Source organism: Fibrobacter sp. UBA2449 (assembly GCF_002342555.1).
GTDB lineage: Bacteria > Fibrobacterota > Fibrobacteria > Fibrobacterales > Fibrobacteraceae > Fibrobacter.
Genome location: NZ_DDQF01000005.1, coordinates 167,736 through 191,528, shown reverse-complemented (window position 1 = coordinate 191,528; position 23,793 = coordinate 167,736). Strand labels below are relative to the sequence as shown.

25 protein-coding genes and 1 tRNA gene are annotated in these 23,793 nt (G+C 54.6%); 14 read left to right on the top strand and 12 right to left on the bottom strand.

The window, feature by feature from the left end; translation table 11 throughout:
• Positions 1-28: 28 nt before the first annotated feature.
• The 9 genes from B4B27_RS02380 to B4B27_RS02340 all read left to right on the top strand — a co-directional run bounded on the left by B4B27_RS02380 (position 29) and on the right by B4B27_RS02340 (position 9,198).
• Entirely contained in the window at positions 29-994 is a 966-nt protein-coding gene (locus B4B27_RS02380) for a family 2A encapsulin nanocompartment shell protein (protein ID WP_072810161.1), read from the top strand.
• On the top strand, positions 981-2,726 hold the full coding sequence (locus B4B27_RS02375; protein ID WP_290723291.1) for a SufS family cysteine desulfurase: 1,746 nt from the start codon (positions 981-983) through the stop codon (positions 2,724-2,726). Before B4B27_RS02380 ends, B4B27_RS02375 begins: the two co-directional genes overlap by 14 nt.
• Positions 2,727-2,825: 99 nt before the next feature.
• A complete protein-coding gene (locus tag B4B27_RS02370; protein WP_072810166.1) occupies positions 2,826-3,785 on the top strand; it encodes a serine O-acetyltransferase in 960 nt (319 codons plus the stop codon).
• 126 nt (positions 3,786-3,911) lie between these two features.
• Positions 3,912-4,157 carry a sulfurtransferase TusA family protein gene (locus B4B27_RS02365; RefSeq protein ID WP_072810168.1) on the top strand — a complete coding sequence of 82 codons (246 nt, stop codon included), beginning with the start codon at positions 3,912-3,914 and terminating at the stop codon, positions 4,155-4,157.
• 14 nt (positions 4,158-4,171) lie between these two features.
• On the top strand, positions 4,172-4,378 hold the full coding sequence (thiS, locus tag B4B27_RS02360; protein ID WP_290723286.1) for a sulfur carrier protein ThiS: 207 nt from the start codon (positions 4,172-4,174) through the stop codon (positions 4,376-4,378).
• Complete coding sequence (locus B4B27_RS02355) at positions 4,378-5,187, top strand: HesA/MoeB/ThiF family protein (RefSeq protein ID WP_173448892.1); 810 nt, start codon at positions 4,378-4,380, stop codon at positions 5,185-5,187. Before thiS ends, B4B27_RS02355 begins: the two co-directional genes overlap by 1 nt.
• A 67-nt stretch (positions 5,188-5,254) precedes the next feature.
• On the top strand, positions 5,255-5,665 hold the full coding sequence (locus B4B27_RS02350; protein ID WP_290723285.1) for a M67 family metallopeptidase: 411 nt from the start codon (positions 5,255-5,257) through the stop codon (positions 5,663-5,665).
• Positions 5,666-5,874: 209 nt separating this feature from the next.
• Positions 5,875-7,488, top strand: coding sequence for a glycosyl hydrolase family 8 (locus B4B27_RS02345; RefSeq protein WP_290723284.1), 1,614 nt, complete (start codon positions 5,875-5,877; stop codon positions 7,486-7,488).
• 225 nt (positions 7,489-7,713) lie between these two features.
• Positions 7,714-9,198 (top strand): DUF1846 domain-containing protein, encoded by a 1,485-nt coding sequence (locus tag B4B27_RS02340; protein WP_290723281.1) that lies wholly within the window; start codon positions 7,714-7,716, stop codon positions 9,196-9,198.
• Positions 9,199-9,430: 232 nt separating this feature from the next.
• Here B4B27_RS02340 and B4B27_RS02335 read toward each other — a convergent pair whose 3' ends face one another.
• The 6 genes from B4B27_RS02335 to B4B27_RS02310 form a co-directional block, all read right to left on the bottom strand.
• Positions 9,431-9,631, bottom strand: a complete 201-nt coding sequence (locus B4B27_RS02335; protein ID WP_290723278.1) for a hypothetical protein — start codon at positions 9,629-9,631, stop codon at positions 9,431-9,433.
• Position 9,632: 1 nt separating this feature from the next.
• On the bottom strand, positions 9,633-10,478 hold the full coding sequence (locus tag B4B27_RS02330; protein ID WP_290723276.1) for a metal ABC transporter permease: 846 nt from the start codon (positions 10,476-10,478) through the stop codon (positions 9,633-9,635).
• 50 nt (positions 10,479-10,528) lie between these two features.
• A complete protein-coding gene (locus tag B4B27_RS02325; RefSeq protein ID WP_290723274.1) occupies positions 10,529-11,185 on the bottom strand; it encodes a metal ABC transporter ATP-binding protein in 657 nt (218 codons plus the stop codon).
• Between the two features lies 1 nt (position 11,186).
• Positions 11,187-12,242 carry a metal ABC transporter substrate-binding protein gene (locus B4B27_RS02320; protein WP_290723272.1) on the bottom strand — a complete coding sequence of 352 codons (1,056 nt, stop codon included), beginning with the start codon at positions 12,240-12,242 and terminating at the stop codon, positions 11,187-11,189.
• 84 nt (positions 12,243-12,326) lie between these two features.
• On the bottom strand, positions 12,327-12,593 hold the full coding sequence (locus tag B4B27_RS02315) for a hypothetical protein (protein WP_290723271.1): 267 nt from the start codon (positions 12,591-12,593) through the stop codon (positions 12,327-12,329).
• Positions 12,586-13,023 carry a Fur family transcriptional regulator gene (locus B4B27_RS02310; protein WP_097035177.1) on the bottom strand — a complete coding sequence of 146 codons (438 nt, stop codon included), beginning with the start codon at positions 13,021-13,023 and terminating at the stop codon, positions 12,586-12,588. Before B4B27_RS02310 ends, B4B27_RS02315 begins: the two co-directional genes overlap by 8 nt.
• A gap of 107 nt (positions 13,024-13,130) precedes the next feature.
• On the opposite strand from B4B27_RS02310, the gene B4B27_RS02305 reads away from it, so the two are divergent.
• Positions 13,131-13,598, top strand: coding sequence for a hypothetical protein (locus tag B4B27_RS02305; protein WP_290723267.1), 468 nt, complete (start codon positions 13,131-13,133; stop codon positions 13,596-13,598).
• 80 nt (positions 13,599-13,678) lie between these two features.
• On the opposite strand, the gene htpG is transcribed toward B4B27_RS02305, so the two are convergent.
• The 3 genes from htpG to B4B27_RS02290 all read right to left on the bottom strand — a co-directional run bounded on the left by htpG (position 13,679) and on the right by B4B27_RS02290 (position 17,352).
• Positions 13,679-15,565 carry a molecular chaperone HtpG gene (htpG, locus tag B4B27_RS02300; RefSeq protein ID WP_290723265.1) on the bottom strand — a complete coding sequence of 629 codons (1,887 nt, stop codon included), beginning with the start codon at positions 15,563-15,565 and terminating at the stop codon, positions 13,679-13,681.
• Between the two features lie 167 nt (positions 15,566-15,732).
• Complete coding sequence (locus B4B27_RS02295) at positions 15,733-16,497, bottom strand: hypothetical protein (protein ID WP_290723263.1); 765 nt, start codon at positions 16,495-16,497, stop codon at positions 15,733-15,735.
• Between the two features lie 6 nt (positions 16,498-16,503).
• Positions 16,504-17,352 carry an undecaprenyl-diphosphate phosphatase gene (locus tag B4B27_RS02290; protein WP_290723261.1) on the bottom strand — a complete coding sequence of 283 codons (849 nt, stop codon included), beginning with the start codon at positions 17,350-17,352 and terminating at the stop codon, positions 16,504-16,506.
• Between the two features lie 35 nt (positions 17,353-17,387).
• On the opposite strand from B4B27_RS02290, the gene B4B27_RS02285 reads away from it, so the two are divergent.
• Complete coding sequence (locus B4B27_RS02285) at positions 17,388-18,101, top strand: DUF2334 domain-containing protein (RefSeq protein WP_290723259.1); 714 nt, start codon at positions 17,388-17,390, stop codon at positions 18,099-18,101.
• Between the two features lie 19 nt (positions 18,102-18,120).
• Here B4B27_RS02285 and B4B27_RS02280 read toward each other — a convergent pair whose 3' ends face one another.
• The 3 genes from B4B27_RS02280 to B4B27_RS02270 all read right to left on the bottom strand — a co-directional run bounded on the left by B4B27_RS02280 (position 18,121) and on the right by B4B27_RS02270 (position 20,916).
• Positions 18,121-20,118 carry a M23 family metallopeptidase gene (locus tag B4B27_RS02280; RefSeq protein WP_290723257.1) on the bottom strand — a complete coding sequence of 666 codons (1,998 nt, stop codon included), beginning with the start codon at positions 20,116-20,118 and terminating at the stop codon, positions 18,121-18,123.
• Positions 20,119-20,209: 91 nt separating this feature from the next.
• Positions 20,210-20,282 (bottom strand) — tRNA-Ala (locus B4B27_RS02275).
• An 88-nt stretch (positions 20,283-20,370) separates the two neighbouring features.
• Entirely contained in the window at positions 20,371-20,916 is a 546-nt protein-coding gene (locus B4B27_RS02270; protein WP_173382523.1) for a peptidylprolyl isomerase, read from the bottom strand.
• A 106-nt stretch (positions 20,917-21,022) separates the two neighbouring features.
• On the opposite strand from B4B27_RS02270, the gene pyrR reads away from it, so the two are divergent.
• Genes pyrR through B4B27_RS02255 form a run of 3 tightly spaced genes read left to right on the top strand, consistent with a single transcriptional unit; the run spans position 21,023 to position 23,760 of the window.
• Complete coding sequence (gene pyrR, locus B4B27_RS02265; RefSeq protein ID WP_290723254.1) at positions 21,023-21,583, top strand: bifunctional pyr operon transcriptional regulator/uracil phosphoribosyltransferase PyrR; 561 nt, start codon at positions 21,023-21,025, stop codon at positions 21,581-21,583.
• Between the two features lies 1 nt (position 21,584).
• Positions 21,585-22,520 carry an aspartate carbamoyltransferase catalytic subunit gene (locus B4B27_RS02260; RefSeq protein WP_173365116.1) on the top strand — a complete coding sequence of 312 codons (936 nt, stop codon included), beginning with the start codon at positions 21,585-21,587 and terminating at the stop codon, positions 22,518-22,520.
• The gene (locus B4B27_RS02255; RefSeq protein ID WP_290723252.1) at positions 22,513-23,760 is read left to right on the top strand and encodes a dihydroorotase; all 1,248 of its coding nucleotides are present in this window, start codon (positions 22,513-22,515) and stop codon (positions 23,758-23,760) included. The genes B4B27_RS02260 and B4B27_RS02255 overlap by 8 nt, the downstream gene beginning before the upstream one ends.
• The last annotated feature ends 33 nt before the right edge of the window (positions 23,761-23,793 follow it).

The window sequence follows — 23,793 nt, the reverse complement described above, 5'->3', positions numbered from 1 at the left end:
TTAACTCAAACCCAAGAGGTAAACCACTATGGCAAATGAAGCTACAGAAAAGAAAACCGGCATCAATGCGCTTGGCGCAAAGGCTGCCTACAACCTGGCGAACGTCACCAAGACCAAGCCGCAATTTGGTGCGCTGACTCCCAAGTGGCTCACCAAGTTCCTTGAATTCAAGGGTCTCGAAACGGGCCTGTTCCGCGTGAACAAGGTCGTGGAAGGCGAAACCCCGCTCGATGTTCTTTGCAGCCAGACCAAGAAAACCGACATTATTCCGGAAGGCTACGTCGAATACGAAACCGAGCCGCGTGAATACAAGCTGAATTCTATCTCCACGATCATCAACGTGAACACGGCCATCGAAGATGTTTACAGCTCTCCGTATGACCAGGTTCAGGAACAGCTCGGTCTCGCTATCGAATCTCTCCGCGAACGTCAGGAAAGCCAGCTCATCAACAACGATGATTACGGCCTGCTGAAGAACGTGGCCGATTCCCAGCGCATCCAGCCGCTCCGTGCCGACGGCCGCCCGACTCCGGACGATCTCGACGAACTCATTTCGAAGGTCTGGAAGGAACCGTCCTTCTTCCTCGCTCACCCGCGTGCCATTGCCGCTTTCGAACGCGAATGCACCCGCCGTGGCGTGCCGCCTGTTGTTGTCGATATCGCCGGTGGCAAGTTCCTCACCTGGCGCGGCATTCCTCTCGTTCCGACCGACAAGCTTCTCGTGGACGGCGTGAAGAATCCGAAGTCCCAGGGCGGCAAGACCAACATCCTGCTCGTGCGTACTGGCGAAGCCAAGCGCGGCGTGATTGGCCTCTTCCAGGCCGGTCTCAAGAATGAACACTCTCGTGGCCTTTCCGTGCGCTTCCGCGGCATTGACAACAAGGGTGTTGCATCTTACCTGCTTTCCCTGTACTGCTCTGCGGCTATCCTTGCCGACGACGCCATTGCAGTTCTCGAAGACGTAGAGGTTGGCGAATACTATGATTACGAATAATCCAGATACCAGATCGCTGGAAGAGCTCGCCGGAGTTCCCAATGCGGCTGAACTGGAGCAGTTGGCAAATGAGTACTTTCCCGACCTGACGGACAGTGCTTATGCTGCAACTCCCGCGGCACCTGAAGTGCAGAACGCTTCGGCGGCTCAGGGAGTGAGCGCCGCCCAAGGGGCAGCTGCCATCAACCAGACTCCCGCATTCGACTGGGAACATCCGTTTGCGACCTATGGCGACCAGCCGACTTCTTCGGCTCCGTTCGCTTATGGCGGCAATTCCACCGATGCCTGGCTCAACTCCGTGGAAGCCCCTGCGGTTCCCGAAGCGGAATTTGTGTCGCAGTTTGGCGATGTCCCGGCGGCCCCCGCACCGGCTCAAGGATACTCTCCGAAGGTCGTGTCCAAAACGCAGGCTGCACAGAACGCTCGACCGATAGACGCTCCTACATCTCTCGGCGGCGATTCCGTGAACAAGGCCGGCAACGCTAACAGCGGCTCCAATTCCCGCAACGAATCGATCCGCATCGGTTCCAAGACGCTTGCACAGATTCGCGCCGACTTCCCGATTCTTTCGAAACAGGTAAACGGGCATCCGCTCGTTTGGCTCGATAACGGTGCTACGACGCAGCGCCCGCAGGTGGTGATTGACCGTCTCAAGTACTACTACGAAAACGAAAACTCCAACGTGCACCGTGGCGCCCATACGCTTGCGGCTGCATCGACGGATGCCTACGAAAACGCCCGCAACATCGTGCGCGACTTTATCGGGGCCCCGTCTTCGCAGGAAATCGTTTTCGTCCGCGGTACCACCGAGGCAATCAATCTGGTGGCTAACGCCTACGTAAAGCCGACGCTCCAGCCGGGCGACGAAATCATCGTCTCCATCTTGGAACACCACGCCAACATCGTGCCATGGCAGCTCATTGCCGAAGAAACAGGCGCAATCATCAAGGTGATCCCCTGCGATTCCACCGGCCAGCTCAAGCTGCACGATTACGAGGCGCTATTCACGAAGCGCACCAAGTTCGTCTCCGTGACTCACGTTTCGAACGTGCTCGGCACCGTGACACCGATCGAGGAACTCATTGCCATCGCCCACAGGCACGGCGTGAGAATCCTCATTGACGGTGCGCAGTCCATCGCGCACATTCCGGTGAACGTTTCCGCCCTCGACGCAGACTTCTTCGTGTTCTCCGGACACAAGGTGTTTGCTCCGACCGGTATCGGCGTCGTTTACGGCAAGAAGGAATTGCTCGAAGCGGCCCGCCCGTATCACGGTGGCGGCAACATGATTGCCGACGTCACGTTCGAACGCACCATCTACAACGGAATTCCGAACAAGTTCGAAGCGGGAACCGGAAGCATCGCCGACGCTGTTGGCCTCGGTGCAGCCCTCCAGTACCTCTCCGAAATCGGGATGCCCTGCGTGTTCCGCTGGGAACATGAACTGCTGCAGTATGGCCTCAAGGAACTTAAGACCGTCAAGGGTCTGCACCTTGTAGGTACGGCACTCAACAAGGCTTCTGCTCTCGCCTTCAAGCTCGATGGTTATTCCGACGAAGAAGTGGGCAAGAGGCTTGACGCCTACGGTGTTGCCGTGCGTACAGGTCACCACTGCGCACAGCCTGTGCTCAGGCATTTCGGTTACGAAAGTACCGTTCGCCCGACGCTTGCGCTGTACAACTCTCCGGACGACATCGACGCACTCGTGAGGGCGTTGAAAACGTTCGCGTAAGTTAGACAAAGACGGCCCTTCGGCAGGCTCAGGGACCTAAACAAGTTCACTGAGCTTGTCGAAGTGAACGCCGTAATTCTCTTTCAACAAATTTGACACATGCACGAACTTATCCAAGAATCAGAAGTCGAAAAAGCTGTCCAGACGATTTTTGCCGATTACAATCGCGGCAAGCATATCGACAACATTGACATCTATAATCGACCCGACCAGGCCGAGATTCAGACGATTTTGCAGAACCTGATCCGTGTGGTTTATCCCGGACATTTCAGGGACCGCTCGCACAAAATTTACAACCCGAAGAATAGCTTCGCGGTCATTATCGAAGATACTTTTTACCACCTCCACAAGCAGGTGGCCATCGCGCTTGATTATTGCAAGCTCCGTGGTACCATGACTTCGGACGAGCGCAAGATTGAAAGCTACCGCATCTGCAAGGAATTTTTCGCGAAGATTCCTTGGATTCGCGAATGTCTTGAAACCGATTTGCATGCCGCTTTTGATGGCGATCCTGCCGCTGGGTGCCTCGACGAAATTATCCTTGCGTATCCGGGCCTTATGGCGACAACGATTTTCCGCATTGCCCATGAACTTTACCTTTTGCACGTTCCGGTTCTCCCGCGGCTCATGACTGAGTATGCGCATTCCAAGACGGGAATTGACATCCATCCGGGTGCATCCATCGGCAAGTACTTCTTTATTGATCATGGTACGGGCATCGTGATTGGCGAAACTGCGGTTATTGGCAATAACGTGAAAATTTATCAGGGCGTGACTCTCGGTGCGCTCTCGACGCGCGGGGGCCAGCGCCTCTCCGGCAAAAAACGTCATCCGACAATTCAGGACAACGTAACCATTTACGCGAATGCATCCATTCTAGGCGGCGATACGGTTGTCGGCGAAAATGCGATTATCGGCGGCAGCGCATTCATCACGAGTTCTGTCGCGCCCAATACCCGCGTGAGCATGAAGAGCCTCGAAATGGACTACGTTTCTACCGATAAGCAACACAAGACGGAAGAAATTACCCAGAGCGAGGAGTGGTACTACATTATATAATCATAAGATGGCAACTTGCTATAGAAAAAACTGATAATTCAGCATAAAAACAATGTATTGGACGCGTGCGAAAACGCGTTCTATATTTGGGCCAGATTTAAAACATCAATGTACGGAGAAACAACAATGGCAGAAATAAAAATCGACGACACCATCGACATTACCGATGTCGTGTGCCCGACTACTTTCGTGAAGGCGAAGGTCGCCCTCGAGGAACTGGAAGAAGGCCAAATCCTTTCTATCCGCCTGAACGACGGCGAACCGGTGCAGAACGTGCCGCGCAGCATCAAGGAAGAGGGACACGAAATCTTGAAACTTGACGACAACCAGGACGGAACCTACACGCTCATCGTGAAGAAGGTCGGCGACTAACCAAGGAGTATAAAATGATTATTACAGTTGCAGGAAACAAGAAAGAATACAAGGATGGCCTCACCGTCGCAGAACTGATTGAAGCCGAGAAAATTGACAACCCGCTTTACGTGACGGTTTCGGTAAATGAGGCGTTTGTCGAGGGCGGAACGTTTGACAAGGCTGTGCTCAAGGATGGTGACAATGTTGAGTTTCTCTACTTCATGGGAGGCGGCTGCTAATGGCTTTTACTAACGAACAGCTGGAGCGCTATTCGCGCCACATCATCTTGAAAGAGGTGGGCGCGAAGGGCCAGAAGAAACTTTTGAATGCAAAGGTGCTCGTGATTGGCGCTGGCGGCCTCGGGGCCCCCGTGGCGATGTACCTTGCTGCAGCAGGCGTGGGCACCATCGGCATTGCCGATGCCGACGTGGTCGATCTTTCTAATTTGCAGCGCCAGATTATCCACGCTACGCAGGATGTGGGCAAGCCCAAGGTGCAATCCGCGAAAGAGACGATGGAAGCGATGAATCCCGACGTGAAGGTGATTACGTACCATACCTTTGTGACGAGCGAAAACATTCTTGACCTCATCAAGGATTACGATTTCATCATCGACGGCACGGATAATTTCCCGGCGAAGTTCCTCATCAACGACGCTTGCGTGATGGCGAAGAAACCTTTCTCCCATGCGGGCATCATCCGCTTCCAGGGCCAGCTCATGACGTATGTTCCGGGCCAGGGCCCCTGCTACCGCTGCGTGTTCAAGGAGCCGCCTCCGAAAGATGCCGTGCCGACATGCAAGCAGGCGGGCGTGATTGGCGCTATGGGCGGCGTTATCGGTAGCTTGCAGGCGATGGAAGCCGTCAAGTACATTCTCGGTGTAGGTAACCTGCTCACGGGTTACCTGCTCACTTACAATGCGCTCACGATGGAATTCCGCAAGGTGAAACTGCCGACGCATACCGAAGACTGCGCCGTGTGCGGCACGCACCCGACCATCACCCAGCTCATCGACTACGAGCAGGCGGTCTGCGACTTGAAACACTAAATTAGACGAAAGAACGGGCTTCGCCCTATAGACGAAAGACGATAGATGGTCATAGGAATTATTTCAAATGATTACATTACCGAAATCTGAATATGAAAAAATCCTTGCGCACGCCCAAAAGAACCTCCCCGAAGAGGCCTGCGGGCTGATTGCGGGGCGCATCGAAGGTAGCGACAAGCATATCGAGAAGGTCTACCTGCTCACGAATATCGACCATTCGAACGAGCATTTTTCGCTGGACCCCAAGGAACAGCTTGCCGCCATCAAGGACATGCGTGCAAACGGCCTCTCGCCGCTGGGCAACTGGCATTCCCATCCGGAATCCCCTTCGCGCCCGTCGGAAGAAGACAAGCGCCTTGCCTACGATAGCAGGGCGAGTTACTTGATTCTTTCGCTCATGGACCGCGAACATCCGGTGCTCAATTCTTTCCACATCGAGGGCGATACCGCCACGAACGAAGGGCTTGTAATCGCCTAAAGATCTCCGTACAACGGTGCCTCCGGGGCTTATGCGAAATTCCTGCCCTGGAGGCACTTTTTTGCTTTTTTTAACGCAAAAACGCCGAATTTGCGTTGTTTTGGCTAACAACGGCTTTTTCTGTGCGGTAGATGAAATCGGGCCTCCCTTATCTATATTATACATGGGTTTGTTATGGATAGGTTGAAACAATCCGATTGGAGAGAAAAATGAAAAACCTATCCGTATTTTCGGTAGCTCTGCTGTGTGCCTCTATGGCCATTGCGGCGGAAAATTCAATATACACCGGCACATTCTTCGACGATAGCGGAGCCTACTTTGGCCCCGACTGCGAAAAGGATGGCACGCAATCTACGGGCGCCTACTATACGGGCGATTACACGAGCCCGTTCAAGACGTTCCTCGGCAAGACGGACAAGGACATCCAGGACAAGCTGGATGAACTCTGGAACCATTACTTTGGCGGCCAGAACGACAAGACCGTGTATTACGAAGACAACGACGGCGGCTATATTGTCGATATAAACAACAACGATATTCGCTCCGAGGGCATGAGCTACGGCATGATGATTGCCGTGCAGACCAACCACAAGGAACAGTTCGGCAAACTCTGGAACTGGGCCAAGAAGCACATGTGGAAGGACCCTGCCACGGGCGGCTCCGGCTATTTCGCCTGGCAGGCTAACCGCGACGGTTCCGTGCGCGACTGGGGCAACGCTCCCGATGGCGAAATCTACTTCATGATGGCGCTTTTGTTTGCTGCAAACCGCTGGGACGACGCTCAATACATGAAGGACGCACAGAGCATCTTGAAGGCCTGCTGGAAAGGCAACGGTCAATCCCTGTACAGCGAACAGTCTTTCATTGCAACCTTCCAGCCGAGCGACGGCAACAACACTTGGGGCGACGCCTCTTACAGTTTGCCCGCATTCGTGGACCTGTTCAGCCGCTGGTCCGACACCAACACCGACAAGTGGAAAAAGGCGACGAAGGCCACCCGCGACCACATCTACAATTCCGCAAACCCGCAGTCGGGCCTGTGTAGCGACTACAGCAACTTCGACGGGACTCCGCACTACGCCTTTAGCGACAATTCTACGAAGTATGCGTTCGATGCCATCCGTTGCCCCATGAACTACGGCATGGACAGCTACCTGTTCGGCGTGGATATGGAACGCCAAACGAAAATCGCGAAGGTGATTACCGACTTCTTCGAGAAGGACGGCTACAGGCACGGCCACTTCAACTGGGACGGCACCAATGGATACGGCGATTTCACCATCGGCCAGGCGGGCGCGAATGCGGTTGCTACCTACGCCCTGCTTGAAGAAGAGGGCTACAAGGATTTGGTCAAGAAGGTGCTGCAGAAGGCCTGGGATTCCAAGCCCATCGTCGGTAGCCAGCGTTACTACGACGGCCTGGTGCATTACCTCGCTATGCTCCATCTCACCGGCAACTTCAAGATTTGGAAGAAGAAGCCCGAGATCGAGAAAAAGACGGCAGAAGGTGAATACAATGGCGTAAGTTATGAAAACGACACCACGTTCCACGCGTTTGAATCGTGCAAGCTCTACGAGGTGACGGTGAAGAAACCGGAAAAGGTGATTGCCACGGCTTCTCTCGGCAACGTGAATGTCCATGCGTCCGGCAACTCGCTCTTTATCGATGGCGCAGCGGTCGGAACGAAATTCTTTGTTGCTGACCTCAATGGCCGTGTGCTGAAGGCTTCGGAAATCACTTCTGTGAATCAGGAAATCCGCATCGGCGCTCGGGGTGTGCTGCTCGTGAACGTCGGCGGCAAGGTCCACAAGATCGCGAAATAGTATTTTGTTGTTTGTTGCTTGTCTATCGGGGTGAGCTTGCCGCTGACCCTGATTTTTTTTTGATGGAGGACTTAATTTCTTGATACTTAACGAATTAGAAAAAAGAAAAATTTTCCGAAAACATTTTTAGGAAAGGCGTTTTTTACTTCGTAAAACAGATTGCGGCCGTGCTGAAAATTTTTATTTTTGGAACGTTGAATTTTTAATTTGAATTGGTAGAAAAAGATGTTTAAAGTAGGTTTTGATAACGAAGCGTACCTCAAGACGCAGTCCGAAAAAATTGCCGAACGCATCGCGAAGTTCGGTGGAAAACTTTACCTGGAATTTGGCGGAAAACTGTTTGATGACCATCACGCATCCCGCGTGTTGCCTGGCTTCGCGCCCGACAGTAAGATCCGCATGCTCGAAAAAATCAAGGACAAGGCCGAAGTCATTATCGCCATCAATGCGGGTGACATCGAAAAGAACAAGGTCCGCGGCGACCTCGGCATTACCTACGACCAGGACGTGCTCCGCCTGATTGACGCGTTCCGCGGTTATGGCCTCTATGTGAGCTCTGTGGTGCTGACCCGCTGGCAGGAACAGCCGAGTGCCGTTGCTTACCAGAAGAAGCTTGAAGGACTGGGACTCAAGGTTTACCGCCACTACCCGATTGCGGGTTACCCGAGCAATATTCCTTTGGTTGTAAGCGATGACGGCTACGGCAAGAACGAATTTGTCGAAACGACGCGCGAACTTGTGGTGGTGACGGCTCCCGGCCCCGGGAGTGGAAAGATGGCCGTCTGCCTCTCGCAGATTTATCACGAGAACAAGCGTGGCATCAAGGCCGGTTATGCGAAGTTCGAGACGTTCCCCATCTGGAACATCCCGCTCAAGCATCCGGTGAACCTCGCGTACGAGGCGGCGACCGCTGACCTGAACGACGTGAACATGATTGACCCGTTCCATTTGGAAGCTTACGGACAAACTACAATCAACTACAACCGCGATGTGGAAATTTTTCCGGTGCTGAACGCGCTGTTTACGCGCATTCTGGGTGAATCTCCGTACAAGAGCCCCACGGACATGGGCGTGAACATGGCGGGCAACTGCATTATCGACGATGATGCCGTTTGCGAGGCGGCCAAGCAGGAAATTATCCGCCGTTACTACAACACGCTTTGCGATGTGCGCAAGGGCAATGCGGAAAAGGACCAGATTTACAAGCAGGAACTCATCATGGAGCAGGCGCAGATCAGCACTGTTGACCGCCCCGTGATTGCGGCTGCTGTTGAAAAGGCTGAAATAACTGGCGGCCCGGCGGTTGCCATCCAGCTGAATGACGGTGCAATCATCTCGGCGAAGACTTCTTCGCTGTTGGGCGCTTCTTCTGCCATGTTGCTCGATGCGCTCAAGCACCTCGCGAAGATTCCCGACGAAGTGCGCCTGCTTTCGCCGATGGTCATTGAGCCGATTCAGAATCTGAAGACGAAACAGCTCGGACACAAGAACCCGCGCTTGCACATGGACGAGGCCCTCGTGGCGCTTTCCGTCTGTGCCCTCACGGACTACAACGCGAAAATCGCCCTAGAGAAACTGCCGGAACTCCGCCACTGCGAAGTGCATTCCAGCGTTATCCTCTCGCAGGTCGATGTGGGCGTGTTCCGCCGCCTGGGCGTGAACCTCACGACGGAACCGAATTACCAATCCGGCAATCTGTACCACGGGTAATAACGTTCGCTAATCGGCGCAATACTGCGTTGCTCGCCTCCTTGCGTACTTTAGTACGCTACGGAGGCTCGCGCCTTGTCTTGCTTGATTATCCAACGTTCTGGCTAAAAAGAGTTGCGGCCTTGCTCTGCTCGCTTATCCAGTTTTTTTTGACAAATGTTGTTGAAATCCGATACGAAAAATTAAGAAGGCCGCGATTTCGCGGCCTTCTTTAATGACGTTTTGCGCGTAATTACTTCACACTAGCCGTCAGCAGTTTCGTAATTGCTGCCACATACTCAGCCGGGTTCGGGAGCGGAGAACCTTCGGCAAGCAGAGCCTGACCGTAGAGGGCCTTCGGCCAATCGCCCAGGTCTTCCTTCGCGGAGGCGTTCAGTGCGAACAGGAGCACAGCAATGAATGCGATTGCTGTTTTCTTGAAATATTTGGACAAATTAGTTACCGCCGTTTCGTGCAATACCTATCAGGTAGAATAGACCGAAAACTACGATATCCGCCGCCACGATGGTCGAACCCACGGGAGTCCCGGCGAGAATAGCGACTACGATGCCGATAAGCGAGCAAATCACGGATATGGTGGCCGCAGCGACCGTTACCGAGAAAAAGCTCTTGAATACGCGCATGGCCGAAAGTGCCGGGAAAACCACGAGGGCCGATACCAAAAGCGCACCCACAAGGTTCATGGCGAGTACGATAATCGTTGCCACGATGACGGCAATCAGCAGGTTGAAAAGTGCAGTGTTGACGCCCGTGGCTCGTGCGAAATTCTCGTCGAACGTGATGGAGAAAATCTTGTTGTAGAAGAGGACGAAGCAGAAGATGACTATGCAAGAGAGTACGATGCACAGGATGACCTCTTCCAGTTTCAGCGTGAGGATGGACGTGGAACCGAAAAGCGTAGTGCACACGTCGCCCGAGATGTTTGCCGAGGTGGAAAAGATGTTCATCAGCAGGTAGCCGATGGCGAGCGCGCCGACCGATACCATGGCGACGGCGGCATCACCCTTGATGCGAGCGTTTTTCCCGGTGCAGAGCAGGAGTACAGCCACGGCTATGGTTGCCGGCAAGATGATGAGCATGTTGTTTGTCACCTTGAGTACTGCTGCAATGGCAAGTGCGCCGAATGCAACGTGTGAAAGGCCGTCACCGATATAGGAGTAGCGCTTGAGTACGAGGGTTACGCCCAGCAGTGACGAACAGAGCGATACGAGTACGCCTACGACAATCGCGTAGCGCACGAAGGGAAAGTCTAGGTAGAAAAGAAGCGTATCAATTGGCATACCGTACATTGTCATCCCCGCGAATGCGGGGATCTCCTTGACTTGAGGTTTTATCTTCCTTTAACTGATATTTGGTCGAAGTTCATCACGCGGGTAGCATCGTCCAGGGCGGAGTCCACGTCGTGCGTGACCATCACGATGGTCATGCCCTTCTTGTGCAGGTCATTGATGACGCGGTACATTGTTTCCGTAGATTCGGGATCGAGGCCGGTTACGGGCTCGTCGAGAAGCAATAAACGATCGGCAGCGCAGAGGGCCCGGGCCAAAAGCACGCGCTGCTTTTGGCCACCCGAAAGTTCGCGGAAGCACGATTTGCGCAAGCTTTCGGTGCGGGTGAGCGCCATGCATTCCATGGCGCGTTCCCGCTGGGCCCGTCCATAAAACGGCAGCAGGCGGAACTTGCCCTGGAATGCGGAAAGAACGATTTCTTCCACCGATGCGGGAAAATCCCTCTGGACTAGCGTCATCTGCGGCAGGTAACCGATTTCACTGCGCTTGAGCCCTTCGCAGAGTTCGATATCTCCGGACTTGGGCTTGAGCAAGCCTGCGATTCCACGGAGGAACGTTGTCTTGCCGGAACCGTTGCGTCCGATGATGCAGAGGTAGTCCCCGACATTCACGTCGTAATCCAGGTCGCGGACCAGGTCCTTGCTTCCGTAGCCGAGCGTCAGCTGGCGGCATTTGATCAGAGGGATTATTTCGTTCATATTATTTTAAAGCCTTTTTCAATACTTCCAGATTGTCGCGCATGATGGAGAGGTAATCGACGCCGGCCTTTATCTGTTCGTCCGTCACCGACTGCATCGAATTGAGCGTCAAGACCTGCGCGTTCTTGGAGTTCTTGCTTGCTTCGAGAATGGCTCGGGCGATTTTCCCGTTGCTCCCGTCAATCGTGAAGATGGCGGGCAGTTGTAGAGAATCCATCTTCCCCGCAAGGAACGTAACCGTTTCAAAGCTCGCTTCGCTCTCGGCGGAACAGCCGGCAAATGCGGCATAGTACTTAATGCCATAATCGTCCACCAGATAACGAAACGGGAATCGGTCACCGAACAGGACTGTCTTTTGCGAGGCGTCCGAAGTAGCCGTGGCAAATTCCTTGTCCATTTCCCAGAGTTTTGCGTTGTAGAGGATAGCGTTCGCTGTGTAAATTGACGAATTTGCGGAATCCACCTTCGAAAGCGATTGGGCGAGCGCGTTCACCAAAATCCAAGCGTTCTTCAGCGAAAGCCAGATGTGCTCGTCGTTCTCGACTTCTTCGTGGTGATGATGCTCGTCTTCGTGCTTTTCGGCATGCTCATGATGTTCATGCTCATGTTCTTCGGCTTCTTCGCCGTGCTCATGGTGATGTTCCTCTACCTGCATACCCTCCGCGACTTCTTCTTCCTTGACGCGGTCGCCGAGAGCCTTCATCAGGTTCAACGCGATGCGCCCTTCCTTCGGGGTAACCTCAAGAGCCTTCTCAATCCATTCGTCAGACTCGCCGCCCACGTAAACGACAAGGTCGGCCTTGGCGATGGTCGCGATGTCCTGTGCCGAGGGCTTGTAGCTGTGAAGGTCGGTGCCGTTCTTGATGAGCAGTTTCAGGTCCACCGCGTCGGCATGCTCGCCGATCACGTTCTTCAACCAGTCGTACTGCGGGTAGATGGTCGCGACGACGGAAATCTTTTTCGGTGCGGAATCTTTTTTCCCGGATTCCGTGTTGCAGGCGGTCAGCATTAATACCGACGCAAAAAGCAGTATTGCAATGGATGCAATTTTTTTCATATAAAGGTCCTTGTCCGTATGGACAAATGTTGTTGATGTTGTTATGCGGCTTTGTACCGCTCGTCGTCTTGGGTGCGACGCACTTCAATTCAACAACAGGACCTTTTGCGAAACAAGGGTGGCTCGGCACGTATCGAGAGCCTTGATGCGGGGGAGCCTGAAAAACACGCAGCAGAGCGCGATTTCAAAAGGTGCGACGACCATTTCCATGCAGACCGTAATCAGTTCCAGACAGCGATGGATATGGTGACAGACGTGGCAATGTTCGCCGTGGCAATGGTGTTCCAGGTGGCGTGACACATAGAGCGACGCCAAGATAACCAGAAGCCTGTCGAACAGGGCCTTAAACATGGTGCATCCGCCTCCGCGGGAGGGGTTTCTTCGCGGCTATGGAGCATCCGGCGCAGCGCCCGAGCAGAACCGACTGCTGCTGGTCCAGTTCAAAGCCGCTTACGCGCTGTACCGAAAGTTGCAGCATCTTGAGTGCGGGGCCTTCCAGGTGGAAAAACTTGCCGCATTCCTTGCACACGAGGTGCATTTTCTCCTGGCACTTGCTCGGGCCAGTGTAGCGGTACTGGAGTTCCTTGTTCTCTTCGGCCCCGACAATCTGGACGATACCCGCTTTTTCGAGACGGGCGAGGTTCCTGTAGATGGTGCTCAGGGAAACGGAGCGCAGGTCCTGGGCTATATCGGAGGCCTTGAAAATCCGGTCAGGATTCTTGACCATGAAGTCCATGATGACTTGTCGCGTTTTCGTCTTGTATTCTAATTTGCAAATCATTCGCAAATTCAAATTTAACAAAAAATGGGCCCGGTGTCAACGAAAAGAGTCGTCATTCCGACCCTGTTTTTTTTTGTATATTTCAAAAAAACTTACAGAGGTAAAACATGAACGAAGACAAAGTCCCGGAAACTGTTGTCGTGGAACCTGTGCCGGAAACCGCAGCCGTTGCGCATCCGGCGGGAAAATTTATGTGGAGCATGGCTCTTGGCGGGCCGATTATTTCGTGGTTTTTCCATCGCAAGGAGCTGGAAAAGAGCGCAAAGAGTTTTTTCTTGCCGATGCTTGGGTGGAATATCCTGACGAATATGGTAGATAAGGCACTAACCGCTGGCTCTAAAATGACATCTCCGGAAACCTTGAATGTCTACGATATCTTGGGAATGGTCTGGTTTTTTGTTTCCATTTTCATTTTGGGAAGATTAGGCGCTTCTAAAATAAAGGAATGTCTCCCGGAATATGCGCCAGAAGTCTATAAGCCCCGTGAACGCAAGGGAATTATTTTGGGTGTAGTAATCCTAGTTGTTGTTTTTGTTATTGCGTTCTTTGCTCCCATCTTTTTTGACTTAGGCTGAAAATGAATTTAGAATGAAAAAAGGCCGCGAGTGAATCGCGGTCTTTTTAATGTTCAGGGTTAGATCCTTCGCGCCTTGTGTCACTTCACGCTGGCGGTCAGCAGTTTAGTAATCGCACTGACGTATTCAGCGGGGTTCGGGAGCGGAGAGCCTTCGGCGAGCAATGCCTGACCGTAGAGGGCCTTCGGCCAGTCACCCAAATCTTCCTTCGCTTCGACCTTCTTCTTGAGCATTTCGCAAATCGGGTGCGTCGGGTTGATTTCCAGAATGCGCTTGCTCTTCGGCAAGTTCTTCTGGCCCATTGCCTTCATCATGCGTTCCATCTGGGCGCTCATGGCGTCTTCGCTGGTGACGAGGCAGCAGGGGCTATCCTTCAAGCGGCTAGACACGCGGACTTCCTTGATGTCTTCGTCCAAGACCTTCTGCAAGTTTTCGCAGAGGCCCTTGAAAATGCCCTTGTTGGCTTCTTCGGCCTTCTTTTCGTCTTCGGTCTTTTCGAAGTCCACGTCACCGCGGGCGATGTCGTGGAACTTCTTGTCGCCGAATTCGGTGAGGCTCGACATCATGAACTCGTCGATGCCGTCGCTCATGAGCAGCACTTCGTAGCCCTTCGCCTTGAAGGCTTCGAGCATCGGGTTGGACTTCACGGCATTCTTGTCGCCGATGAGGTAGTAGATTTCCTTCTGGCCTTCCGGCATGCGCTTTACGTATTCGTCGAGGCCCACGAGAGCGTCGCCTTCGGTCTTGGTGCTTTCGAAACGGAGCAACTTCTTGAGTTCGTCAAGATGTTCCCAGTTCATGTAGAAGCCTTCCTTCAAGACCATGCCAAGTTCGCGCCACCAGGCGTTGTACTTCGCGGCATCCTTATCGGCCATGTTCTGCAGGGAGTCGAGCACCTTCTTGATCACGTGCTTGCGGATATTAGTGATAATCTTGTTGTTCTGCAAGATTTCGCGGGACACGTTCAGCGGCAAGTCTTCGCTATCGACCACGCCGCGCACAAAGCGGAGCCAAGGCGGCAGCAAATCCTTGCAGTCGTCCATGATAAAGACTTTCTTCACGTAGAGCTTGAGGCCGTGCAACGCGTCGTTGTGCCAAATGTTGAACGGAGCCTTCGACGGAATGTACACGAGGCTCCAGAATTCCTGGGAACCTTCGGCGTGGCTGTGGCTCCATGCGGCCGGTTCGTCGGCTTCGTGGCTGATGACGTTGTAGAAGTCCTTGTACTGTTCCTCGGTGACTTCCTTTTCACTCTGGCGCCACAGGGCCTGCTTTTCGTTCAAACGTTCTTCGGGCTTTTCTTCCAGTTCGCCCTTGTCGTTCTTCGTTGCTTCGGGGTGGAAGTAGATGCCGTAGCTCACGAAGCCGCTGTACTTCTGGACGATGTCCTTGATTTTCCATTCGCTGGCGAAGTCGCCCGCGTCTTCGTCGTCCTTCAGGTACAAGGTAATCTTGGTGCCCACCTTGTCGCGCGGGGCTTCAGAAATTTCAAATTCGCCCGTGCCTTCGGAAGACCACAGGTAACCCTGAGTTTCGCCGGCCTTCAAGGTCAGCACTTCGACCTTCTTTGCGACCATGAACACGGAGTAGAAGCCCACACCGAACTGGCCGATGAGATCGACGCTGCCCTTGTCGCCTTCCTTCAAATTCTTGATGAAGTTCTTGGTGCCGCTACGGGCGATGGTACCCAGGCAGTTGATCAAGTCTTCCTTGTTCATGCCGATACCGTTATCTTCGACAACGATGCGCTTGCCTTCCTTGTTCACCGAGATATCGATGCGGAGCTGCGTGCCCTGCGGAAGTAAGTCTGCGTTCGAGAGCGAGAGGAAACGGCGCTTGTCCAGTGCGTCCGCCGCGTTCGAGACGAGCTCGCGGAGGAAGATTTCCTTGTTGCTGTAAAGGGAGTTGATCATCAAGTTCAGCATGTCGCGAACTTCGGTCTGGAATTCCATCTTCTCTGTTGCCATTTTACGTCCTTTTCCTTTTTGTCATTCCCGCGCAGGCGGGAATCTCCGTTATGTTTAATTTTCGAGCGGCTTAGACTGTCAAGATGTTTCAAAATGAAACAAAACAACGGTCCTGCCTTGTTTTCGCTATAGAAGATGCAAGAACCGTGCCAAAAATGGTGGGAAAACTACCGGAGGGCGTTGCCTAGCCAAACTCCCAACATTCTAGCGGCAGTGCCGTATTGAAGGTATCCGGCGATAAATTCTAAAGCGAAGATGGGGATGCCGATAGCTATCCCGATGCGTTCCCGTTTTTTGAAAGCCTTTTGGTCATAGTTTGGAACGGCTTTCTTGAGTAGAACGAGGCCGAGTTTTCCGATGAAAAACCAATAGAACAGGCAGACGATAATGACAATGATGGCATATAAAAAGGGACCGAAGGCTAATCCAGAATAATTAGCCTTTGAAAGCATGTAGAATAAAGATTTGGACACGCACTCAATGCCGAATAGGGGCAAAAAGAACTTTGTGCTAAACTTGTCGGTTTTCTTAAGGTACTTGTAGTGGCATAGCCACGAGACGAAAACCCCGGCCAGAATGACACTCCACAGGACGCCTTTTTGACGGAACTGTTGCTCTATGGCGATGTCCTGTTCTTGCCCGGGCCCTATGACGGCAACGGTTTCGCCCGATTCAGGTAAAGTCTTGTCGGCCTTAGAATCTGCTTCGCTGGCATCGGTTGGCACAGGCGAGGCTGGCTCGTCAGCAGATTGTTCGGTGACGCCCGGGCACGTTACGGCAGACATGGGGGGCGTTGCTTGTGTGGTGACGACTACGGAAGGTGCGACCACTTTGGCTTTATTCAGCGGGTGCTCCGGATTCGGAGCGTCGCACCAAAGGCAGCGCGGCATATCGTCTTCGTATTTCTCGCCGCATTTCTTACAGACAATCATGTAGCCCTAGATGAAAATCAACCCCAGAATACCCACGGCCCACACATACCAGGCGAAGTGCTGGAACTTGCCCTTCTGCAAGAAGGTCATGAGCCACTTGAGGGCGATAATGCCGAAGATGAAGGACACCAGCATGCCTACCAAAAGTTCGGGAGTGAAGCTGCCGGCGTCGGCGCACTTCAATGCCTTTTCCGGGTTCTCGAGGGCCATCTGCGCGACCTTCTCGGCGCTCTGGCATTTGGCCCACTTGATGACGTCGAGGAGGGCTGCACCACCCACGGCAGGGATACTCATGAGGAAGCTGAATTCGCCGGCGTACTTGCGGTTCACGCCCATGAACATCATGGCGCTGATGGTCGAGCCGCTGCGGCTGATGCCCGGAATGCAGGCAATGCCCTGGACGATACCGGTTACGAGCGCGCGCCACCAGTTCATCTTGACGCCAACGCTCTCCGGATGCTTGGCGCCGGTCGGGCCCCACTGCGAGGTAAACAGGAGCAAGCCGGTAAAGAGTTCGGCCACGCACACGGCGCGCGGGTTCTCGAAAAGGCCTTCGAGCAAGTCCTTGAAGCCGAGGCCGATCATCGCTGTCGGGATGCTTGCTAGAATGATGTAGCCTGCTTCGCGCAACTGGTCCGGATTACGGCGGATGCAGCCCACGATGATGTCGGTAATCTTCTTGTGGAACACCACGAAGATGGAAAGGAGCGTCCCGGCGTGGAGCATGATGTCGAAGAACATGCCCGCCTCGTTCATGCCAAGGAGTTCGTGGCCCAGCACGAGGTGGCCGGAGCTGGAAATGGGGAGGAATTCGGCGAGGCCCTGCAAAAGGCCGAGGATGATGGATTCAATCATGGATGGAAATATAGTATTTTGCTATCTTCAGCGACATGTGCAAACGTTTTCTCCTGTGCTTTCACGATTTGAGCGTCTGGAATTTCCGGACGGTGGTTCCGGTCTTGGGAACGTTGAAAGACCTTTGCGGACGTGCGTTCAGCGTCCTCGTGATTCCCTGCACGGACGGAGCAGACGAACGGACTGTCGCTGAATTCCGGGAGGCGCTGCATCTCCTTGTCGCTGACGGCTTTGAACTTTCGCTCCACGGTTACAAGCACAATGCCGAATTCAGCCAGGGCCGCAGCTATTTTGGTCTCATGAGCATGAACCTCACGGGAGGCGAGGCGGAATTTGCCGGCCTTAGCGAGTTCGAATCCGGGAGGCTCCTGCGCGAGGCGGAATCCGCATGGAAGCAACTGTTTGCGGGGGGCGAGAGGCCTGCCGCCTTTATCCCGCCCACCTGGTACAGCAACAGGTTCCTGCCCCATCAGGTCCGGAACATGGGTATGCTGTACGAGAACAGGTTCATGGTGGTGAAGGCCAACGGCAAACGCTATTTTTCGCCGGTGACGAGTTTTGCGGGCATTCCCGATGCCTTGATGAACACGGCCTTCGGGTTCGGCAAGTTTATTCTGGACCTGCCGGTGGGGCTTCCGCGGATCGCGCTTCATCCGGTCGACTTCCCGGACCGTAAGGCCAAGGTCTATGACCTGGTGCGTGCGGCGCTCGGCAGCGACCGCAAGCTTGCGCTTTACAGCGAACTCTAGCCGCGGCGAACCCTAGCCGCTACATGCCCGGAATGGTCACGGTGTAGGTGGCCTTGTGCCTGCCTTCGTCGACTATCTGGATGGTAATCTTTTCACCCTCGTCCGGGAGTCTCGCTCCTTCCAGGATAATCTCGCGCGGTTCGGAGTCGTATTCGGCGGCGATCCAGTTCTTGCCGGATTTTACGGTGATGGAGTTCCCGTCGGAGATTCCGTCGTATTTGAAGTTGACTGGAATCTTGAGAGCGGGCTGGTGCAGTCCCCCGATAATCATGTTGTCCCAGTAGGGGAACCCGAGCGTGGGGGGATCCTGGTTGTCGATTGTTGCGATGTCGCGGAGCTCGTTCATGCTGGCGCAACGCTTCTTGCCGGAGGTCTGCTTGCTGAAGATGAACCAGTTGCGGCTCGTCTCTCCAAGCCAGTAGAGCGGGGCCTGGGCCGTATGCGCATCGATGCAGACTTCCCACTTGCCGGTAAACTGCAGTCCCTTGGGGTGGAACTCGTAGAAGTTCAGGCTGTCGGTGATGTTTTTCGTGAAAGCGAGGACGGGAGTCCCGTCGTTCGTCCTTACGGCCATTCCGGTCACCTTCTGCGAGATTTCGAAATCTTCATCCTTGACGGTCCAGCTGGCGGAAGATGCTCCCTTGTTTAGCGTGGTCATGTAGATGGTGTTCTCGCTATTGCCGTTGGAGTAGGCGATCTTCGTGGCGGCAGGGAAGGTTGCCGCAATCTTTCCGAGGAACGTCAACTTGTGGGGGAACACCTTGCAGAGATTCTCGCTGAGCGTGTTGCCGTTCTTGTCGAGAGCCGCGAAGGTGAAACTCGAATCGCAGCGGCCGAGGTCGAGCGCCGGCCTCGAAAGGTAGGTGATGAGGGGTGTCTTCTGGAAGTTCTGTTTCTGGAATTCGGAGTTGTCTTTGCAGTGGGAGCGGATGGAGAACTTCTTCGTGGTCACGTTGCCGGCGTAGTCTTCCACCTCGATGCGGTATTCGGACTGCGGCGGGAAGGGGACGTTGACGTAGTGCCAGTCGCCGGCGGTGTCGGCTTCCTCCGCCCACAGGAGCTCGTCGCGGATGCGCAGCTGCTTGCTGAAGGGGATGGTGTCCTGGACCTTGCTGAACATCTTCTCGTCGTAGCGGAACACTTCGAGCCTGCGGATGGACATCGGGTTTTCCTTGGGCTCGCGGCTGTAGTCCGCAATCTTGAAGGCGATGTGTACGGGCGCGTCGTTCTCGAAGGTGTTCTTGATGGGAGTCGCTATGCATCCCTTGTCGAGCGCCTCGGTCGACGTGAACGCCACGTCGTCCTTGTAGGTGGCCGCCGCGGCGAAGATCTGCGGGGCGATGGTGTCGAGGCAGAGGGCGCCCTCCTTGCAGGGCGAGAGTCCCTTGTTGTCGGCGGTCCGGACTTCCAGGTGCAGGTGCGGGTTCCCGATGCCGGTGCTGCCCGCGAAGGTGAGCGTGTCGCCCTTCTTGAACGCGACCTTGGGCGAAATCACGATGTCGTTCTTCTTGGTGCTGTACATCTTCTTGTATACGAGTTCGTCGAGCTGGGCGCTGAAGCTGCTCTGGTGCGCGAACACCCATGTCTTGCCGCTGTTGCCCTTGAAGTAGAGCGCTTTGCCGTAGCCGTAGGGGGATGTCTTGATTTCGCTTGCGATGCCGTCCTCGGGGGCGTAGATGACCCAGCCTTCTTCCATCTGCGTCGAATAGTCTATGCCCATGTGGTAGCGCGTCCCGCGGTTCTCGCCGAAGCTTGAGGTGAGATAGGCATCGCGCTTGAAGGGGTTGTAAGGATCGGTTTTTTGGCCGAGTATGGTAAGGCGGGGACCGTCCGTCTTGCCCTTTTTTGCATCGTTGTCGATCTGCCCGCCGTTGGCCGCGAGGCAGTCCTCGTAGGCGAAGGCGTCCATCATCTTTTCGTCGCATTCTTCCGCGAATGTGGCCGTAAACCCTGCGCAAAGGCAGAGCGCGAAGGCCTTGCGTGCGGTACCGATAAGTTTGTATGAAATGTTCCTCATGTGCTGAAAGATACAAAAATCTTACGGCATGCCGGAGTTTGTCTGTGCGAAGGGCATAAAAAAAGACCCGCTTTTAAGCGAGTCTTTTTAGTGGAGCTAAGGAGAGTCGAACTCCTGACCTCCTGCATGCCATGCAGGCGCTCTACCAACTGAGCTATAACCCCGAAAGGTGAGCCAAATAGAGAAAAATATTTGGCCCTTGTCAAGGGGGCAGAAGACTTTTTTTTCAAAAAATCTCCGCCGCCGTGAAAATTATGCCTTCTCGATGGTCACGGACTCGATAATCACGTCATCGAAGGGGCGGTCGCTACGGTCGGTCTTGACGCCTGCGATTTCGTCCAGAACCTCGAATCCTTCGTAGAGCTGGCCGAACACGGAGTAGCCGTCAGCCGGGCCAGGGCCCACCTGGTCGTGGTCCAAGAAGTGTACGTTGTCGCCGTGGACGATGAAGAACTGGCTACCGATGCTGTTCGGCATGGCGGTCTTTGCCCAGCTGAGGGCGCCGCGCATGTGGGTGAGGCACGGGTCGTACTTGTCGCCGATAGTGGTGCCGGGGCCCTTGGCGGAGTGTCCGCCTGTGCCGTTCCTGCGGGTGAAGTCGCCGCCCTGGATCATGAAGTCCTTGATGATGCGGTGGAACGGGGCGCCGTCGTACTTGCCCTGCTTTGCAAGTTCGATGAAGTTCGTTGCGCATTCGCCGACGCGGTCTTCGAAGAGGCGGAGCTTCATTACCCCGTGGTTGGTGGTCATGATGGCGATGGTTTCGCCCGGCTGCGGTTTATCCAGCTGATTGAACATGTAAACTCCAGTGGTTGATAGGTTGTTTCTCTTTGCATTGTATATATACAAAAATAAGGTGCAGTTTTCCTCTTTTTCTAAAAAAAATGCTAGATTAAAACACTGTATGAAAGACAACTGCAAACGTATCCAGGAATTGCTTTCCGCGCAGGCCATGGAATTCGCCCTCGACGAAATGGCCGCGAAAATCGCAAAAATGCACCCGTCTGCCGAAAACCTGATTGTTCTCGGCATGGCAAGCCGCGGAATCCCGCTGGCAAAGAAACTGAGCGACAGGCTCTCGCAAAAATTCGGCAAGCCCATTGAGATGGGCTGCCTTGACGCGACATTCTACCGCGACGACTTCCACTACCGCAAGCCCAGCGCTTCCACCGAGATGCGCTTTACCGAAATGCCCGCGACCGTCGAAGGCAAGACGGTTATCCTTGTGGACGACGTGCTCTACACAGGTCGCTCTGTCCGTGCCGCCATGCAGGCGATTTTGGACCTCGGCCGTCCCGCCGCCATCCGTCTTTGTGTGCTGGTAGACCGCGGTCACCGCGAACTCCCGATCGCACCGGATTGTGTGGGTCTTACGGTCGAGACCGCGCAGAACCAGGAAGTGCGCGTGATGATTGAACCCATTGACAGTGAAAATTCCGTTTATCTCGTAGAAGTGGAGGCATAGCGTGAGCGCGCTTGAGATTAAACACCTTTTTGGACTGCGCGGGGTATCGAAGCACGATATCCGCATGATTCTCGATAACGCGAAGCAGTTCCGCGAAATTCTGGAACGCCCGGTAAAGAAGGTTCCGAGCCTGCGCGGCATGACGGTTGTGAACCTGTTCTTCGAGAACAGCACCCGCACCCGCACGAGTTTTGAACTTGCAGAAAAACGACTCTCTGCAGATACGGTGAACTTCACGAGTTCGAACTCCAGCGTGAAGAAGGGTGAAACGCTTGTCGATACGCTCCGTAACATCGAGGCCATGAAGATCGACATCGTTGTCGTCCGCCACAAGGGGACGGGCGTCCCGAAGTTTCTCGCTGACAACAGCAATGCGATTATCGTGAACGCGGGCGACGGTGCGCACGAGCATCCCACACAGGCTTTGCTCGACATGCTCACCATCGAAGAAAAACTCGGAACTCTCGAAGGCAAGAACGTGACGATTGTGGGCGATATCCGCCACAGCCGCGTGGCCCGCAGCAACCTCTGGGGCATGACGACGATGGGTGCGCACGTGACGCTCTGCGGACCGTCCACCCTGGTCCCGCGCAATACCGAACTCATGGACAAGGTGACCTGGGAGAGCGACGTGAAGAAGGCAGTGAAGGATGCGGATGCCATCATCGCGCTCCGCCTGCAAAAAGAACGCATGGACGATGCGCTTCTCCCGAGCATGCGCGAATACCGCAACACCTTCGGTATCACGCACGAACTCCTGGAATGCGCGAAGGACAAGGTGCTCATCATGCACCCGGGCCCGATCAACCGTGGCGTGGAACTCGACAGCGAAATTGCCGACGGGGAAAATTCAGTTATCCTCAATCAGGTGACCAACGGAGTGGCTGTGCGAATGGCTGTTCTCTTCCTTTTGGCTGGAGGTCGTGCAAATGCGTAATGTGGTTTTGAACAACGTTCGCCCGTTCGTGGACGGGAAGTTCGGCGAGCCGACGAAGATGTGCCTTGTGGATGGCGCGTGGGCAGATTCCGCTCCCGCAGAGACCGACGAATTCGATGCGAAGGGCGCTCTTGCAATTCCTGCGCTCTTCGGCCTCGGACTCGACTTCAAGGAACCGCTCCGCGACGATATCTACACGTTCAGGGACGGAGTCTCTGCTATGCGCCGTGGCGGCTTCTTCGGCGGGCTGTACGAAAGTTCTGCAAACCCGATTGACGATTCTCAGAAACTCACCGCGATGCAGCAGCTGAGTGCGAAGTCCGGCATGGAGTTCGTCTTCTTGGGAGCCTTCAGCATGGGCTACCAGTGCAAGGACCTGGCCGAAATGGTGGAACTTGCCCAGGGCGGCGCCGTCGGTTTCGGGGACGGCAACAAGGACTGCTCCCGCTCTCGCTTTTTGCGCCTCGCGATGGAATATGGTTCCATGACGGGCAAGCGATTCTTCTTTATGCCGCTCGACGATTCGCTCCGCCATCACGGGCTTGTGCACGAGGGCTGCTACGCCGACACGCTCGGCATGAAGGGAATTCCCCGTATCGCCGAGACGATTGCCGCCTTCAGGATTCTAGAAATGGCGCGTTTCCTCAAGGTGCCGGTGCATTTCAAACAAGTTAGCTGTGGCGATACGCTCAAGCTTATCGAGACGGCGCGCGTGCAGGGCGTGGACGTGACCTGCGACGTGGATATCTACCATCTGCTCCTGGACGACTCCTGCCTGTTCGACCTCGACTCGCACTGCAACGTGCCGATGCCGTTCCGTTCTGCCGAAGACCGCGAAGCCTTGTGGCAAGGGCTCGAATCGGGAATCGTGAATGCAATCAGCATGAATCACGACCCGGTGTTGCGTCAGGACAAGGAAGTGAATTTCGAAGATGCGGTGCCGGGAGCGGTTTCGCTGGAGATAGCGCTCGGCGCTATCTGGAAACCGCTCTGCACGCGGCTGTCCGCCGCGCGCGCGGTGGAACTGCTTTCCACCGCTCCGGCACAGTTGGCCGGCGCCTGCCCTTCCGCTATAGCGAAGGGCGGACGGGCGAACCTGGTCCTCCTGGACCCGGACCGCCCGACGAAGGTCGTCCCGACCTTGTTCGCCGGCCAGACGCGCAACACGCCGCTTCTGGGCAAGGAAATTCCGTCTTCCATAGTCGCCTCCTACATCGGCGGGGTGTGGACCGAGGTGTAGCCTATGATTCTGCCGTCTCATCTCCTATTGATA

What these genes read in the sequence shown, in the direction of transcription:
- B4B27_RS02380 (WP_072810161.1), top strand. Translation starts at nt 29, where the DNA reads ATGGCAAATGAAGCTACAGAAAAGAAAACCGGCATCAATGCGCTTGGC.
- B4B27_RS02375 (WP_290723291.1), top strand. Translation starts at nt 981, where the DNA reads ATGATTACGAATAATCCAGATACCAGATCGCTGGAAGAGCTCGCCGGA.
- B4B27_RS02370 (WP_072810166.1), top strand. Translation starts at nt 2,826, where the DNA reads ATGCACGAACTTATCCAAGAATCAGAAGTCGAAAAAGCTGTCCAGACG.
- B4B27_RS02365 (WP_072810168.1), top strand. Translation starts at nt 3,912, where the DNA reads ATGGCAGAAATAAAAATCGACGACACCATCGACATTACCGATGTCGTG.
- thiS (WP_290723286.1), top strand. Translation starts at nt 4,172, where the DNA reads ATGATTATTACAGTTGCAGGAAACAAGAAAGAATACAAGGATGGCCTC.
- B4B27_RS02355 (WP_173448892.1), top strand. Translation starts at nt 4,378, where the DNA reads ATGGCTTTTACTAACGAACAGCTGGAGCGCTATTCGCGCCACATCATC.
- B4B27_RS02350 (WP_290723285.1), top strand. Translation starts at nt 5,255, where the DNA reads ATGATTACATTACCGAAATCTGAATATGAAAAAATCCTTGCGCACGCC.
- B4B27_RS02345 (WP_290723284.1), top strand. Translation starts at nt 5,875, where the DNA reads ATGAAAAACCTATCCGTATTTTCGGTAGCTCTGCTGTGTGCCTCTATG.
- B4B27_RS02340 (WP_290723281.1), top strand. Translation starts at nt 7,714, where the DNA reads ATGTTTAAAGTAGGTTTTGATAACGAAGCGTACCTCAAGACGCAGTCC.
- B4B27_RS02330 (WP_290723276.1), bottom strand. Translation starts at nt 10,478, where the DNA reads ATGCCAATTGATACGCTTCTTTTCTACCTAGACTTTCCCTTCGTGCGC.
- B4B27_RS02325 (WP_290723274.1), bottom strand. Translation starts at nt 11,185, where the DNA reads ATGAACGAAATAATCCCTCTGATCAAATGCCGCCAGCTGACGCTCGGC.
- B4B27_RS02320 (WP_290723272.1), bottom strand. Translation starts at nt 12,242, where the DNA reads ATGAAAAAAATTGCATCCATTGCAATACTGCTTTTTGCGTCGGTATTA.
- B4B27_RS02315 (WP_290723271.1), bottom strand. Translation starts at nt 12,593, where the DNA reads ATGTTTAAGGCCCTGTTCGACAGGCTTCTGGTTATCTTGGCGTCGCTC.
- B4B27_RS02310 (WP_097035177.1), bottom strand. Translation starts at nt 13,023, where the DNA reads ATGATTTGCAAATTAGAATACAAGACGAAAACGCGACAAGTCATCATG.
- B4B27_RS02305 (WP_290723267.1), top strand. Translation starts at nt 13,131, where the DNA reads ATGAACGAAGACAAAGTCCCGGAAACTGTTGTCGTGGAACCTGTGCCG.
- htpG (WP_290723265.1), bottom strand. Translation starts at nt 15,565, where the DNA reads ATGGCAACAGAGAAGATGGAATTCCAGACCGAAGTTCGCGACATGCTG.
- B4B27_RS02295 (WP_290723263.1), bottom strand. Translation starts at nt 16,497, where the DNA reads ATGATTGTCTGTAAGAAATGCGGCGAGAAATACGAAGACGATATGCCG.
- B4B27_RS02290 (WP_290723261.1), bottom strand. Translation starts at nt 17,352, where the DNA reads ATGATTGAATCCATCATCCTCGGCCTTTTGCAGGGCCTCGCCGAATTC.
- B4B27_RS02285 (WP_290723259.1), top strand. Translation starts at nt 17,388, where the DNA reads ATGTGCAAACGTTTTCTCCTGTGCTTTCACGATTTGAGCGTCTGGAAT.
- B4B27_RS02280 (WP_290723257.1), bottom strand. Translation starts at nt 20,118, where the DNA reads ATGAGGAACATTTCATACAAACTTATCGGTACCGCACGCAAGGCCTTC.
- B4B27_RS02270 (WP_173382523.1), bottom strand. Translation starts at nt 20,916, where the DNA reads ATGTTCAATCAGCTGGATAAACCGCAGCCGGGCGAAACCATCGCCATC.
- pyrR (WP_290723254.1), top strand. Translation starts at nt 21,023, where the DNA reads ATGAAAGACAACTGCAAACGTATCCAGGAATTGCTTTCCGCGCAGGCC.
- B4B27_RS02255 (WP_290723252.1), top strand. Translation starts at nt 22,513, where the DNA reads ATGCGTAATGTGGTTTTGAACAACGTTCGCCCGTTCGTGGACGGGAAG.